Source organism: Blautia sp. MSJ-36 (genome assembly GCF_018917985.1).
Classification (GTDB): domain Bacteria; phylum Bacillota; class Clostridia; order Lachnospirales; family Lachnospiraceae; genus Blautia_A.
Genome location: NZ_JAHLPQ010000002.1, coordinates 172370 through 187396, shown reverse-complemented (window position 1 = coordinate 187396; position 15027 = coordinate 172370). Strand labels below are relative to the sequence as shown.

The 15027-nt window shown below is 42.5% G+C and carries 17 protein-coding genes and 1 pseudogene; 7 read left to right on the top strand and 11 right to left on the bottom strand.

Annotation, left to right across the window (positions count from 1 at the left end; all coding sequences use genetic code 11):
- The first annotated feature begins 107 nt into the window (after positions 1-107).
- Entirely contained in the window at positions 108-422 is a 315-nt protein-coding gene (locus tag KQI39_RS03035; protein WP_119245852.1) for a cysteine-rich VLP protein, read from the top strand.
- Positions 423-501: 79 nt separating this feature from the next.
- On the opposite strand, the gene KQI39_RS03030 is transcribed toward KQI39_RS03035, so the two are convergent.
- From KQI39_RS03030 to KQI39_RS03000, 7 genes are all read right to left on the bottom strand, one after another.
- Positions 502-927 (bottom strand): RNA polymerase sigma factor, encoded by a 426-nt coding sequence (locus tag KQI39_RS03030; protein WP_216416326.1) that lies wholly within the window; start codon positions 925-927, stop codon positions 502-504.
- A gap of 532 nt (positions 928-1459) precedes the next feature.
- Entirely contained in the window at positions 1460-2824 is a 1365-nt protein-coding gene (locus tag KQI39_RS03025; RefSeq protein WP_216416324.1) for a sensor histidine kinase, read from the bottom strand.
- Positions 2815-3477 (bottom strand): response regulator transcription factor, encoded by a 663-nt coding sequence (locus tag KQI39_RS03020; protein ID WP_055056575.1) that lies wholly within the window; start codon positions 3475-3477, stop codon positions 2815-2817. The genes KQI39_RS03025 and KQI39_RS03020 overlap by 10 nt, the downstream gene beginning before the upstream one ends.
- Before the next feature lie 38 nt (positions 3478-3515).
- Positions 3516-3893 carry a NisI/SpaI family lantibiotic immunity lipoprotein gene (locus tag KQI39_RS03015; RefSeq protein ID WP_025580194.1) on the bottom strand — a complete coding sequence of 126 codons (378 nt, stop codon included), beginning with the start codon at positions 3891-3893 and terminating at the stop codon, positions 3516-3518.
- Complete coding sequence (locus tag KQI39_RS03010; RefSeq protein WP_025580193.1) at positions 3886-4629, bottom strand: lantibiotic immunity ABC transporter MutG family permease subunit; 744 nt, start codon at positions 4627-4629, stop codon at positions 3886-3888. The genes KQI39_RS03015 and KQI39_RS03010 overlap by 8 nt, the downstream gene beginning before the upstream one ends.
- 2 nt (positions 4630-4631) lie before the next feature.
- Complete coding sequence (locus KQI39_RS03005; protein WP_216416322.1) at positions 4632-5378, bottom strand: lantibiotic immunity ABC transporter MutE/EpiE family permease subunit; 747 nt, start codon at positions 5376-5378, stop codon at positions 4632-4634.
- The gene (locus KQI39_RS03000; protein WP_174095599.1) at positions 5379-6083 is read right to left on the bottom strand and encodes a lantibiotic protection ABC transporter ATP-binding protein; all 705 of its coding nucleotides are present in this window, start codon (positions 6081-6083) and stop codon (positions 5379-5381) included. It abuts the gene before it with no gap.
- 331 nt (positions 6084-6414) lie between these two features.
- On the opposite strand from KQI39_RS03000, the gene KQI39_RS02995 reads away from it, so the two are divergent.
- Complete coding sequence (locus KQI39_RS02995; RefSeq protein ID WP_118064609.1) at positions 6415-6651, top strand: helix-turn-helix domain-containing protein; 237 nt, start codon at positions 6415-6417, stop codon at positions 6649-6651.
- Between the two features lie 297 nt (positions 6652-6948).
- On the opposite strand, the gene KQI39_RS02990 is transcribed toward KQI39_RS02995, so the two are convergent.
- The 4 genes and pseudogenes from KQI39_RS02990 to KQI39_RS17635 all read right to left on the bottom strand — a co-directional run.
- Positions 6949-7158 carry a transposon-transfer assisting family protein gene (locus tag KQI39_RS02990; RefSeq protein ID WP_128868158.1) on the bottom strand — a complete coding sequence of 70 codons (210 nt, stop codon included), beginning with the start codon at positions 7156-7158 and terminating at the stop codon, positions 6949-6951.
- A 66-nt stretch (positions 7159-7224) separates the two neighbouring features.
- Complete coding sequence (locus KQI39_RS02985) at positions 7225-7716, bottom strand: flavin reductase family protein (protein ID WP_216416320.1); 492 nt, start codon at positions 7714-7716, stop codon at positions 7225-7227.
- Positions 7717-7722: 6 nt separating this feature from the next.
- Positions 7723-8559, bottom strand: coding sequence for an iron-containing alcohol dehydrogenase (locus KQI39_RS02980; RefSeq protein WP_253293050.1), 837 nt, complete (start codon positions 8557-8559; stop codon positions 7723-7725).
- Positions 8560-8565: 6 nt separating this feature from the next.
- Positions 8566-8775: pseudogene (locus KQI39_RS17635) on the bottom strand (DUF6061 family protein); the annotation flags it as partial.
- Positions 8776-9139: 364 nt separating this feature from the next.
- Between KQI39_RS17635 and KQI39_RS02975 the strand changes: the two are divergent.
- The 5 genes from KQI39_RS02975 (at position 9140) to KQI39_RS02955 (ending at position 14564) form a co-directional block, all read left to right on the top strand.
- Positions 9140-9316, top strand: coding sequence for a DUF6019 family protein (locus tag KQI39_RS02975; RefSeq protein WP_021939191.1), 177 nt, complete (start codon positions 9140-9142; stop codon positions 9314-9316).
- 24 nt (positions 9317-9340) lie between these two features.
- Positions 9341-10030, top strand: coding sequence for a response regulator transcription factor (locus KQI39_RS02970; RefSeq protein ID WP_216416316.1), 690 nt, complete (start codon positions 9341-9343; stop codon positions 10028-10030).
- On the top strand, positions 10006-11271 hold the full coding sequence (locus KQI39_RS02965) for a sensor histidine kinase (RefSeq protein ID WP_216416314.1): 1266 nt from the start codon (positions 10006-10008) through the stop codon (positions 11269-11271). The genes KQI39_RS02970 and KQI39_RS02965 overlap by 25 nt, the downstream gene beginning before the upstream one ends.
- A gap of 177 nt (positions 11272-11448) precedes the next feature.
- Positions 11449-12123 (top strand): ABC transporter ATP-binding protein, encoded by a 675-nt coding sequence (locus KQI39_RS02960; RefSeq protein WP_216416311.1) that lies wholly within the window; start codon positions 11449-11451, stop codon positions 12121-12123.
- Positions 12120-14564 carry an ABC transporter permease gene (locus KQI39_RS02955; RefSeq protein WP_216416309.1) on the top strand — a complete coding sequence of 815 codons (2445 nt, stop codon included), beginning with the start codon at positions 12120-12122 and terminating at the stop codon, positions 14562-14564. Before KQI39_RS02960 ends, KQI39_RS02955 begins: the two co-directional genes overlap by 4 nt.
- The last annotated feature ends 463 nt before the right edge of the window (positions 14565-15027 follow it).

Sequence of the window (15027 nt, the reverse complement as noted above, 5' to 3'; positions counted from 1 at the left end):
ATGGATGGGGATCATCTACCATCGTGAACATTTTAAAAAAACGAGAGTATTTAGGGCATACCATCAATTTCAAGACCCGCAAGCACTTTAAGGACAAGGCCCGGTGTCTGACGCATGAGTGCTGTAATTACTGTAACGGCAATTGCCTGTTACTGGACGATGGCGAGGAATGTGTTTGCGTACAAAGCATTTCCTATTCGCTGCTGTGCCGGTGGTTTCAGGCAGCCGTCCTCCCATTGGACGCTGCCCTGTACGCCGAAATCATCAAAGACCGGGATGAAGTGAAACGCTGCTGCGAGTGTGGGGCCACGTTCCAGCCGAAGTCTAACCGGGCCAAATACTGCGCGGCCTGCGCCAAACGGATGCGACGCCGTAAGGAGGCCGAGCGCCAGCGGAAAAGATACTGGCAGCACGAAGCATAAGAAAAGACGCCGGACACAGGCGGCCACATGGCCGCCTCGATCACTGCAAGGGGCAAAGGCTCCTTATATCTGGCCTGCTTCATTCTGCAATACCTCCCGTCAGTCTTGTTCTCATGGTTTCCAGCGTCTTAGTCCTGTGCCGCTGGACGGCGCTGCGGGACATTCCCACCACCGCGCCGATCTCGCCGTCCGTCAGTTCCAGGACACAATGCAGTATCAAGATGCTTTGTCCCGGCTGGGGCAAGCTGGCAAAGGCAGCGGCCACCAGCCCGTCGCTGATCTGAAGCTCACAGCCATAGGCCGGAAATATAAAACTGTCGCTGGGGTACTGATCTATCGTGCATAGCGTGTCCAGTTCCGAAAGCGGCAGCGTTTCAAAGGATGTTTCCCAGTCACGCTGACGCTTCCTTTCCCGGAAGTAGTCAACGGCTTCATGGTACAGTACCAGCTTGCAAAAATGGTCAAACTGGCAGCGCCTCCCGTAATCATCAGGGGTAACTTTCATCTTCTCACCCCCTTTCCGTGGGGAGTGAGCAGGATGATCCTGTCCGTTGTCAGGGGCCTATGCTGGCCCTGGTCTGCTGACCGCCTCCTTTTCCATCTGATTTTTTGCCGGAAATGACAATCCGCGAAAATCGACAAAAATCGCCCGGCAGGTCGTAAACCTACCGGGCGACGATTTGAAGCGTTTTGTTGTTTTCTTACATGGTATAGTTCATACTCATAGCCGGAATATTCCCGTGGCGGGGCAAGGCTTTTTTTAAGCGGTAGAAGTGGATTAGATTATAATGATAGTAAAACAGCATGGCGGCGTCCTCCCGTGGGCCGCCATGCCTTTAACTGCTGGGAATGACAGAAAGAAAGCAGCGGCCTTGATTTCTCAAAACCGCCACCAGTGAATATAAATTAAGCGTGAAAATGGGTCTGCCCAGCAGCGGTTTTTTTCTTTAGATACATGATAAGAGGAATTTTTGAAGATTCCATAAAGATTTGAAAAATGGACGGACATAAAAGACGTCCATTACACTATCGGAAAATCAGCAAGGAAGTTTCATAGTAACCTTTGCGCCGCCGGTTTCTTTTGAATTTTCTAAAATAAGCTGACCATTATGTTGTTCCATAATCGAATTTGTAATATATAGACCCATACCAAAGTGTAACTTTGAATTGCGGCTTTGATCGCCCATATAGAACCGTTCCTGTGCGTGGCATAATGCCTCTTTAGAAAACCCCGTTCCCTCGTCTGTGACTGAAATTTCCACGAAACCGTTGTTACTCTGAACATCCACATAAAGCGTTCCGCTTTGCGGGGAGTAGTCCAGCCCATTACTGATAACATTCATAATAGCACGTTCTATCAGCACCCTATCAAATTTCAGTATTTGAGGGAGTGAAACAGTATTCATTTGCAGCCGGATTTCTTTTGTCCGGCATAGTGATTCCATATAACCGAACAAGTGCTGCATGAACGCTGGCAAGTCTATACTTTCAATATGGAGCTGATAACCAACCGCCGCCCGTGATATATCAATCAGGGTTTGAATATATGACTGCATCTGGCCGGAGCTTTCCACGACGTAACCAGCGTATAATCGTTGCTCATCATCAAGATTTGTTTCTGTGAGTAAATCAGCATTTCCTTGAATAACCGTCAGAGGCGTTTTCAAATCATGGGCAAGTGCGGCGATTTGCTCTTTCTGTGTCTGTTCGGTTTTCCATTGCCGTTCTAACGAAATTTTCAGATTATCTTTCATATCTGAAAAAGATGCAAGGACATCTTCAAACTCTTTGATTTTGGCGTGTCCTACTTCAAAATCAAGGTTTTGCTTTGAAACCTCCGCAGTTGCTTCAAAAAGCGGGGTCAGTTGTGTACGCAGGTTCTTAGCAAATCTGGCGGTCAGTATGATAATGACCAGCAGCGAATTTACAGCCATCAGGATAAACGCAAGCGTGTCAGGAGATGGAAAATATTCCGGTAGCCATGACACTGTAAATTGAGAACCAATATAATACCTTAAAACGCAAAATTCGTTTTCCCGGACAACAAGTGCAAACTGCCTCCCCGTAGCATATTCAATATATTCTCCCTTTGCGTACAGCAGGGCAATTTCTTTTTCATCATCGTCCATATTGCTGTAAAGCTCATTAAAGTTCTTGTCCAGAATTAAGTAGCCGCATCCCTGTGGAATCACAATCTTTGTAATATCCGGGGCAATCGTCAGCGTTGGAATGATCTCTTTTACCTGCAATTCACTTAGATTTGCTCTTGTAGCTAATCCAGCATTTACAGCAAGTCCCTCCAAACCAGAAGGGACAATAATTGCCGCTACCAGCATGACAATGAGGGAGATAGCAAACTGGCGAAACAATATTTTCAATGTAGGTTTCTTTTTCACTCCCATTTATATCCTATCCCCCATACGGTGCTGATCGGACTTATTTTGAAATGCTCCAATTTCGCACGAATATTTTTTATATGCGTTGAGATCGTAGAGTTATCGCCTATTCCATCAAACCCGAAAACGGCTTCATAGATTTGTTCTTTTGTAAAAACCTGTCCCCGGTTTTTCGCAAGGTATTCACAGATTGAATACTCGCTTTTGGTAAGGGGAACCGGCTGTTCTGAAACATACAGTACCTTTGCGGAAAGGTCAAATCTTATATCAGGCTCAAATGAAAGTGTGCTGTGATGCTCCCTTTTTTCTCTGCGTAAATGTGCCGCGACACGGGCGCGAAGCTCCTGAATACGAAAAGGTTTCGTAATATAATCATCCGCACCGATGCCCAATCCAAACAATATATCTTCCTCTAATGTCTTTGCGGTCAGAAAGAGAATCGGGCAGTCTACCATATTCCTGATCTGTTTGCAAAACTCAAACCCGTCTGTGCCAGGCATCATCACATCCAAAAGAATGAGGTCATAGAAATGCAGCTTTTTGATGTCTACATCATCCGCATTTTGACAGACTGTTATCAAATATCCATCTTTCCCCAAACTGTTCTTAATCAATTCCAAGATAGAAACTTCATCGTCAACTACAAGTAAGTGGGTCAAAAAATCACCTCCCGCCCCATTATACCACATTGTCGAGGTTACTCATCATTATTTTTAATGTCAGCTTTCCGATATTCATTGTTGATATTTACAGCTACGGCATTGCTTATATCCACATCCACAATACTGTAAACGTAGCCGAAACTGAAATCTTCCCCCGCCACATTTTTGAAGCGTTTCGATACCTGCCCGATTTCTTCTTGCAGTTCTGACATTTCAAGACATTCATCCGTTATGGTATATGTCAGGCCGTTATATGAAATTTCATCATAGTTTGCGGCGTTCAGCTCATAATACGGCAGAGATTCATTTAACGCCTTATTTTTATCGGCGGTATCGCGGAGCGCACCGCAGGCCGATAAGCATATAAGACTTACAAGCACAATTACCACGGCAAACAGGCACTTTTTATTCACTGTTTTTACCTCCCTCCCAACCATGAAACCAAACCAAACTGGCAATCAGCAGACAAACAGTGCAGCATACAGAAATAATCATACCGCTGAAAAAATCGGTTTTTACCTGTGCATACAGTTGGGGGCTATCCCATGCAAGCACAGTGTAATCCATAGCACGAACGCCCCAGGCCCAGGGAATATATTTCCATGTAGCGTCACCAAGCCCTGTTATCATAAGGGCAGCTATTAAACTCCCTGCAATTCCCAATCCCATAGATGCACCTTTTCCGAAGCTCATTCCCACAAACAAATGAATCAGGTAAATGGGAAGCATGGTAATCAACAATAGAATCCCTGCTTTCAGGTAAAGGCTTGCCGGAGCATCCCTATATAGTGCAGCGAATGTTCCTAACGCTAAAAATGTTGCGCCAAAAGCACAGATCATCAGAAAACCAAGTTTACCAATATACGTTGCCATGCGAGATGGGATTGTTCCCAACAAAAGCTGATAATGCCCGGCCTGATTTTCGATCTGAACAACCAGGCCCACAATAATGCCGATCAGAAACGGGAACGCAACGGCCAGCACTTCCAGATAGGCACTGATTTTGGTTGCCAGTTCCCATCTGGATATATGATAGTAACCCGCAAAAATCGCCGCACATATAATCGGAATCATGCTGTGCATATAGAGCAAAATGCTATGTTTACACTTCTGATATTCTGCTTTCCAGCAGCGAACCACAGATACCATAGTTACCCCACCTCCTTTTTCTCAAACCATCTTGCAGTTAAAAATGACAGCGCCGCAAACCAGGCCAGCGAAATGACCAATACAAGTATAATCATCCAAAATGCCATTGCCGTACTATGATCTGCAACCGGCTCACCATTAGGCAAAATACCTAACACGGAAATCATAAGATGCGGCACCCAGCTATACGGGCAGATCATCCACAAAGAGGTTGTAGCCGTGAAAATCCCTAAAACGCTTCCAAGTCCGGCATTAAGAATAACCGTGACAAAGATACCAACTTTTTTTGATAACCATAAGCACAGCGGAACTTCCCATAGGCTTGCAATGACAATACAAGCTGTTCCGGCCGCAGCCTGCCAAATTCCGATTGTCAGGGGAATTTCGTTGATAACTAATATTGCAAAACCGCCCAACAGATTTAGCGCCAGGAAAATGAAATTCCCCACACAGGAGTAAATACCGGCCACTCCAATTTTTGCTTTCCAGACTTTGTTCTGCGAAACAGGCAATGAAGCAACGGCACGATATTTTAGTTTGCCATTATCCCGCTGTTCAATCAAGGCACAGGTGAGCGTAAGGAATCCAGGATAAAGCAGGATATACCACCAATTATAAGAATTGAGCTGGAACCAAAGAGGGGCAAAAAAGTTCATAAGCGCAGTTACAAACGGGGCCAGAACGATCAGCGTTTTTGTGAAAGTTCTCTTATGCTTTAGGTTCTCTGCCTGAATATATGCCATCTCCATTTAATATCCCTCCTTACCATTTCTGCGAATAACATCCATAAAGAGTTGTTCCAAATCTTCACCGGCGCGAAGCTCTCCCTCATATCCAAGGACGCCGCTAGCAATGATACCCACATGATCTGCAATCTGCTGGACTTCTGACAGAATATGGCTGGACAAAATAACTGTAATCCCTTTGCAGGGAAAAGAGCGAATTAACTCTCGAAGTTCCTCAATCCCTAAAGGGTCAAGGCCGTTAGTCGGTTCATCCAGAATCAAAAGCTGGGGACTGTTCAGCAATGCAATAGCAATACCAAGCCGCTGCTTCATACCAAGAGAAAACTGCCCGGCCCGTTTCTTGCCGGTATTCGTGAGCTGGACAATTTGCAATACCTCGTTAATTCGTGCATCGTCCAGGCCGAGCAATGTAGTTCTGACTTTGAGATTTTCGTATGCAGTCAGATTTTCGTAAAGCGGGGGCATCTCAATCAAAGCACCGATATGCTCCAGATCATTCCGCTTCCACGGGTGGCCGTCAAACTCGATGCTTCCCGATGTGGGGCGCAAAATGCCGGTGAGCATTTTTAAGATCGTGGATTTGCCAGCCCCATTCGGCCCCAGCAGACCATAAACCGAGTTGCGCCGGATGTTCAGTGACACATTGTTTACCGCCATTTGCCCCTTGAAATTTTTGCAGAGGTCAGTCGTTTTCAAAATCATATCCATATAATCAAGTCCTTTCTTTGATTTTACGGATAGCATACCGGGCAATTTTGAAGATTTCATAAAGATTCCCGAAAACAGAATATGAACAATACACCGTAACCGTGGAGCATATCGCAACAAAGAACCAACCTACGCATTTAGGGCCTTAAAAAGCCCTATATTTCAAGGTTTTTCCCGCATAGTCGGCGGGGTATGTGAGTGTTTTATCCTATCCCCGCCATAGTGCCGCTCTAAATGCGTAGAATTTACCAGCAGAAAATCGCCGGTTTCTCTGGCTCCATACTCCCAGATATGGTATCATGGAAAAAATCAATCTGACGGGGGTATCAGGATGGACGGACAAGAAAAGCTGCTGGACTATGAAACAATCAAAGCCGCCGTTGCCGGTGAGAAGTGGGCCACAGAAAAGGTGCTGGCCCACTATGCGGACTACATCGACGAGCTTTCCACGGTGGAGATCAGGCAGCCGGGCGGCAAAGTGAAAAAAGTCATTGACGAGGATATGCGGCAGCACATTTCCTTAAAGCTGCTGGAAGCGTTGCCGAGCTTCCCGCTGGAACAAGAATAACGATCAAGAGGGCTGCACCCTCTTACGCCGCTTTGCGGCTATCACCTGCACACCCCCGAAACAGATACACCCGCTGCGCGTCTGTACCTGTTTCGGGGGCTAATAATGACTGTAACCTACGCCTTTCGGGGCTGATAACCGCCAGTTTCAAGGCTTCTCCCGCACGTTTGCAGAGGTGGGCGAATACTTTATCCTATCCCCGTCAATACTGGGTTCTAAATGCGTAGGAACAGGCAAAAAGAAAAGACGCCGGACGCAAGCGGCCACATGGCCGCCGCGCCCGGCGTCTGCTGTTATTTATTCGTTCTCGTCTGTGAAATAGAATTTCTGGCTGTCATAGTCAGAATCCGTCATACGTTTCAGCTTGGAAAGGGTCTGCTGGGCCAGCGTCCACATATCCCCGTCCATACCCGGCATGGCTGCGGTGATCTTGCCTATCGTCCTGCGTCGGTCTGCGTTGTGGTACATACAGATCAAATTTTCTTCTTCCACGGTAAAGTGCATCATTCGCTTCACTTCGTACTTCAGCTGGTGTTTTACAGTGGTATCCGTTTTATAAGAAAATAATATGTTTTACATCAAATCCATCTTATCCCAAAGAATATTGCCATTGGCATCCAGATATTCTTCATCTACATGAATAGCTTCAACCTTTCCGATGAACAATTCATGTGTACCCGGCATAGTACTGTCTACAACACTGCACTCAATGCTTACCGGACAATCTGTAAGGATAGGGGCATCTACATAAGTTGCATCTTCCCATTTGATGTCGGCTTTTGCAAATTTATCTTCATCTCTTCCAGAAGCTGAGCCAAGATAACCATATTCTTTTTTATAGCTCTTTTTCGGGAAATTGATTATAAAGCAGCCGGATTCCTTTACTATATGGTGGGAATATCTTGCAGGTGTGATGCCGACCATTACCATAACCGGATCAAGGCTTACATTGGCAACGAAGCCAACTACCAAGGCATTGTTTTTGCCATCTTTGTCCCGGCAGGAAACGATTGTCTGAGGGAGCGGCTGGACACAAAGTACAGTATTAGATGCTAATTTTTTCATTGATTTTTACCTCCATGCGTTTTCAAAAATTGTAAGATAATCATCATCAGATAAAGGAAGCGGATCAGCAGTAATATCACCGCCTAAAACTTCGTGAACCTTGGCAGGATATAACTGTAATTCTTCCTTTGTAATTCCATCATCGCTCATCTTAAGATCGCTGCATCCGACCTCAGAAATAAGTTTATCAAGAGCTGCAATAAAATCTTTTCCACTTGTAGGATTGGCAACACCCATTGCAGCCGCCATTTTTATCATATTTTCTTCGGAAGTTTTCTTTTCGGCGAAGAAATCATAATAAGCGTGTGCAATTTCAATCAGACCGGCACCATGAATGAGGTTGTCATGGAAGCTGCCCATTACATGTTCCATAGTGTGGGCAGAAGTACACATCATATAGTAACCTGCAAAAGTATTTGCAAGAGCCATGTATGCACGGGCTTCTTTATCATTTCCGTCTTTTACTGCTCTTGGAAGATATTTTGCAACATATTCTATGGTTTTTAAAGCAAACATTTCTGCCATAGGATGGTGGTTGATATTTACAACCGTTTCTGATGCGTGGAAAAAGGCATCCATTCCCTGATAAGCAGTAAGCTTTGCCGGAACACTCATCATCAAGTCACTGTCAACAACAGAAAGTGTCGGGAACATAGATGGGAAGAAAATGCCTGTTTTTTCCTGTGTTTCATCATTGGTAATAACAGAAGCAATATCAACCTCGCTTGCGGTTCCAGCAGAAGTTGTAATACATACGATAGGTAAGGCAGGATGTGCCGGAGTTTTCTTTCCGCCACTTGCAGATAAAGAGTAATCCCAGATGTCTCCATCATTGGCTGCCATGAGGGCAATACACATCTGCAAATTTCCATCAAGATATAATTTTGCATACTCAAGTGGTTCATCAATAGCAAGTGCGTTTAATGCACAGTCTGATCCGGGTGTAGTTTTTAAATTTTTTTCTGCTTCCCAACAGTCAATGCGAAGCATATAGCCTGCACTGGTATATACATCAATGCTGTTTCTGCGTGGATTGTATTCTGCAAGTATCGTTCTCATCGCATCTTATCTCCTTATCGTTCAATCAATCATTTGTTACAAAAATCAGAAGCATTTCAATCAGTTCACCATGTCACTTTCATTTTGTGTTATACTGTTTTATATGATTTTTTTGGTCTCCGCTGCCGCTTCGGTCGGCACAGAGCAGATGTCCACTGGACATCTTGTGCCCTTGTATTTGCCCTTATCAGAGTTCGTAAACACTGATGGGACGATATAACACAAGGGAAACAATAAGGGAAAGTTCACCTGCGATAAATCCAGTGTTTTCAAGGGTTTGTAGAGAATTTAATAACAAAATATAACAGTTATTAAATTTTTAAAAACAGGTGAAATCTCAATCGGAATTGACAGAGGTAATGAAATGTTTGAAGAATTAGGAATTAGTTTTGGCACAGCACTAATCGTCTTACTTGCATTATATTTTATAATTAAGTGGGCGGTCAAAAATGGAATAAAAGAAGCCTATAGGGATATTACAGGGAAAGTCACTACCGAGGATATTGAGGCAGAACAAATATGTAACGAAGAGGAAAAATAGTTAATAAAGAGAGGTGCATATGCTATGCCAGGTATACTCGTGGTTGAAGATGATGAAAATTTAAATCGTGGAATTACATTTTCACTGAAAAAATCCGGATATGAGGTTTTTTCAGCAGAATCAGTGAAAAAAGCGAAAAGAATTGCAAGTGATAATAATGTGGATGTTACCATTTGTGATGTGAATCTTCCGGATGGGAATGGACTGGAATTTGTAAGGTGGATGAGATGCAATTATAATGCATACATTATTTGTCTTACAGCACTAGATCAGGAGATGGATCAGGTCATGGGATATGAAGCAGGGGCAGATGATTATATTACAAAGCCGTTTAGTCTTTCGGTACTTCTTTTGAAAATAGAAGCACATTTCCGCCGCAGACAGGAGAAAACGGAAGCCGGAAAGATGATTTCGGGAGATATCGTATTTATCGCAGGAGAAATGAAAGTCCTGATAAAGAGTCGTGAAATCAGTCTGACAAAAACGGAGTTGAAAATGCTGACTTTTTTTCTTCAGAATCCGAAACAGATTCTTTCAAAAACACAAATATTGGAAAATGTGTTTGATCTGGAAGGGGATTTTGTGGATGAAAATACAATCGCTGTCAATATCAGAAGACTCCGTGAGAAAATCGAAGACAATCCGGCTGCACCGGTCTATATAAAGAATATCAGAGGTCTTGGGTATATATGGAATCAGGAGGTAAGGCAGTGACAAAGAGATATCGCAAGAAGATTACAGTAGTGCTCTCCTTGGTATTACCTGTCATATTATTGTCTGCAATATTAAATTGCTTTACCACGTATGTGTTTTATGAAGATTATAAATATAAAATGAATCTTATGACAGAGATTGCTGCAAAGGAAGAATTTTCCGGGCTGGATGCTGTTTCGGAATTGCTTAAGGATAAGGATATTGAAACTAACGAACAGGGAAGGCGATTATTGGAGCAATATGGATACTGGGGGAATAAAGGGAATGCATTTTATTCGCAATTCCGGCATCAGGTTATGGCGACCGGTGCTGTAAGCACTGTGATATGCGTGCTTCTTTTGACTTTTTTACTTTATTGGAAGAAAAAAGAAGATGCGTGTCATCAGAAAATTTTAGACCAGTTGGAAGAAATTCTGATCAGATTCCGTGAAAATAAATTTGATGATTTACTGAAAACGGAAAATCATGCAGAACTGGAAAAATTGAATGACCAGCTTGAAGCAATCGGACATCATATTCAGTTGATAAAGGAAGAAGCAAGGGCAGAAAAGGAGAACACGAAAGAAATGGTTTCTGATATTTCTCACCAGTTAAAGACACCGGTTGCAGCTTTGGATACATGTTTTAGTGTGCTGATGCAGAATGACTTAAGTGCCACAGAACAGGAGGAGTTTCGTATCCGTTGTCGGAGTGCTCTGGATGGACTGGAGACATTATTGCAGTCGCTTCTTGAAATATCCAAGATGGAAACTGGACTGATTCAGATTAATAAGAAAAAACTTCCGCTTATGGATACTGTCATATCTGCTGTGAACCGCACTTATCCTAAAGCGGATGAGAAAGAAATTGAATTCGTTTTTGACTATGAAAAAGAGCTGGAAACATGCACGATTATGCAGGATAAAAGGTGGCTTGGTGAAGCTGTGATCAACGTTCTGGATAATGCGGTCAAGTACAGTCCGTGTGGTTCAAAAATATTTATCCGGTTACAAAAAAGAAACTATCTTGTAAGAATGGAAATTGAGGATCAGGGAATTGGTATTCCGCAGAATGAGTATCACAAAATTTTTCAACGATTTTACAGAGGAAGTTCCAAGGAGGTCATGGAAAAGAGTGGTACAGGAATCGGACTTTTTCTATCGAGAGAAATTATCGAAAAACACGCAGGTACGATTACGGTAACCTCCGGCAAAAAGAAAAAAGGAAGCACGTTTGTGATTCAATTACCATATGTTGGTTAAATTTTAAGCGAGCAGAAATCTTACAATTCTGTAAGACTTCTGCTCGTTTTTTGAAAGTGAAATGAAAGATTGTCCTGATACAATTTGGATGTAGGTTGAAAAATGACCAAATATATAAACAGGCAAAGAAAGCGTGCTGAAAAGGTACGCTTTACAGAATTGAAAAGGAGGCAACACATGAGTGTGATATTAGAAACCAAGCAGCTTTGTAAGTTTTATGGCACAGGTGAGAATCAGGTTAAAGCAGTCAATCAGGTGGACATTCAGATTGAGCAGGGAGAATTTGTCGCAATTGTCGGAAAGTCAGGTTCAGGTAAAAGTACATTACTTCATATGCTTGGAGGGCTTGATACCCCGACAAAAGGCAGTGTTATTTTAGCAGGGAAAGATTTATACAGGATGAATCAAGATGCCCTTGCTGTTTTCCGCAGAAGAAAAATCGGATTTGTTTTTCAGGCATTTAATCTGGTTTCATCTGTTAATGTCTGGGAAAATATTGTACTGCCACTGGGGCTGGATGGAAGAAAAGTGGATGAAGCGTATGTAAATGATATTATTGCAACTCTGGGGATTGAAAACCGGATTTATAATCTGCCAAATCAGTTATCCGGAGGACAGCAGCAGAGAGTAGCAATTGCAAGAGCACTGGTGAATCGTCCGGAAATTATATTTGCAGATGAGCCGACAGGAAATCTTGATTCTAAGACCAGTGATGAGGTAATCGCTCTGCTTAAGATGACAGCAAAAAAATATGGACAGACAATTGTAATGATTACCCATGATGACGAAATTGCACAGGTCGCTGATCGTATTCTGGTAATTGAGGACGGACAGGTGGTGGATTTTAGATGAAGACAATAAGCAGGATTGCATATAGCAATGACAAAAAGAACAAGACAAGAAGTATACTGATTATGATGTCCATATGTCTGACTACGATGCTGCTTGTGATTATCAGTACTGTGGGAAATGGAATGATCCGTTTACAGAAAAGTCAGGCGGCAGGCTCATATGGAAGCAATTATGGTTTGTTTGTCGCAGCAGATGGTACGCAATTAAAAGAAGTGGAACGCAGAGCTGAGATATCTGATATCGGCATCATGTGTACGGAGGGCATCCTGAAAGGAAATGAAAATGGCGGCTTTGTCAGTGCGGATGAAACGGTCAGGAAAATGCTTCCCTATAATCAGGAATATGTGTTGAAGGAAGGTACCTATCCGGAAAAGGCGCAGGAAATTGCCGCAGGACGCGCTTTCTTTGATGCAGTGGGATACCATGATGTAAAGGTCGGAGACACCGTAACATTGGAGTACCGTTCCGGCATGCAGTCGGAATACGCACCGGTGGAATTTACTGTCAGCGGGATTTTATATGACCGGGATGAATATACCATCGAGGCTTCCTATGTTGTATTCGGTTCGCAGGATTTTTATAATGAGCGTGTTGCGGAGGGTGACAGGCAATATAATATCTATTTTACCTTGAGCGATTCTGCAAATGTATCTATGAATAATGTTGCGCCTGTTATAAAAGAAATCGCGGATTCCTGCGGCATTGACCAGAAAAACGTGATCATCAATGATCTCTACCTGCAGTGGGTCTTGCAGCCGAGTTATGAAACGATTGCGGTATGCGGGGTTTTGATTCTTGCAATTGTACTTTTCTCTGTTGTGGTCATTTATAATATTTTTCAGGTCGGTATTGCCAACAAGATACAGGAGTATGGAAAAATCAAGGCTCTGGGAGCGACAAAAAAGCAGATGAAACAACTGATCTTCAGAGAGGGCATTTTTTTGACATTTTTTTCAATACCAGTTGGATTGCTTTTTGGCTTTCTGATTGCAAAATGCGGTTTTAACTGGCTGGTAGAACAGGGGAACCTTGTATCAACCGGAACTGGCTCTATGGGAGTTCAAAATCAGCAGGTGCCTCTGTTTTCCCTGCCTGTTATGCTTCTCTGTATTTTCGTATCATTTCTTACCGTTGCTTTGGCACTGCGTAAACCAATGAAAATTGTTTCACGGATTTCACCTATCGAAGCAACACGGTATTTAGAAAATGCAGAAACACAAAAAAAAGGAAAACGAAATGGCAGAAAAAATGTCACCGTGTTTTCTATGGCAATGGCAAATGTAACGGGTAATCCCAAAAGAACTATTGGTACTATCCTCACAATGGGTTTTTCTTGCGTATTATTTGTGATTATCTCTAATTATGTGGGAAATATTGACACGGAGCATGAAGCACGTCTTTCCGTTAATCATGGACAATTTGAACTGCAGCTTGACTATTCTGCTGAGTATGATGAAAGATATCCGGAGAATAATCTGGATACGATTCTGACGGATGATCCATTGAATGATTCGCTGATTGAAGAAATCAAAAGCATTCCGGGAGTAACAGATGTCATGACGAGAGAGATTGTCTCTGTAAATCTGAACGGAACAAGATTTCCGGCTACTATTGTGAGTAAAAAGGATTTTGATTTTATGCGCCAAGAAGGGGATATTGGCTCTATGGACTATGATCAGGCGGTAAAGAATGGTGATATTTTCTTTGGCTGGTCAACGTGGATGGAACAAGATGGATATGCTCCGGGTGAATCCATTGCATTTGACTTTGAGAATGGAAGTGGAACCTATACCTATCAGGGAAAGATTGCAGGATCTTTTGTAAGTGCGGACACTTATCTTGTCATTCCGGAAGGTGTATATCGTTCCATGAATCCGAGAGGAACAGCCTATGGCTATCTGTGGGTGGATTGTGATAAAAAAGATGTGGCATCTGTAGAACAAAGTCTGAATACTTTGATTTCTAATACTTCGCATATAAAAATGGATACTTATCATGCGCAGTTACAATCTGCCGAATTTGCAAGCAGCATGATGAAGCTTGGCTGTTATCTGTTTATGGCTATTGTAGGACTCATCGGGTTTATGAATATGGCGAATACCATGATCATGAATATTACGACAAAAAAGCAGGAATATGGTATATTACAGGCTGTGGGTATGACAAATAAACAATTAAATTTATGCCTGCAGTTACAGGGACTGATGTTTACGGTTGGTACCATATGCGTAGCTTTGATCATTGGTCTGCCGCTCGGCTATGCACTTTTTTCCTATGCAAAACATAATGGAATATTTGGAATGAATATCTATCATGTTCCAATCGTACCAATTTTTATTATGATTTTTTTGGTCGGTCTGTTGCAGATTGTACTTTCCTGCGTTTTAAGCAGTAATCTGAAAAAGGAAACGCTGGTAGAAAGAATAAGGTATGATGGATAGCAAGTAATATGTAATGAACTAGGTCTTAACGAAGAGGAGAAATAGATAACTTCCAGTTTGTTGGGATAGTGGAAAAAATATTTGTTTATTGTATTTTGCAATATGGTGTTGTTTTCCTAAACAAACTCGCTTATAATTTGAATCGCAACATATTGCTATTATCCACAGTTACGGAGCGAGCGTTATCAACAGCGATAACAAACTGATAACATTAGCCCATATAGGCAGGATAATATGGATAAATCAAGTAATTGAAAGAAAAGCGAACACGACAACAAATAATCTCTAAACAAAATTGATTAGTAATTGTCGAATTCGAATAATCCACACAATCACAAGATACCAGTATTTATGCGGGCTGCAAGCAAATTTGCTTAGGAGTTGGCAACAAAATGGCAACATTTTGTGATTATTCAAGAGATATAAATCTTATTTCATAACGTATATAAAGAAACCTTACTGA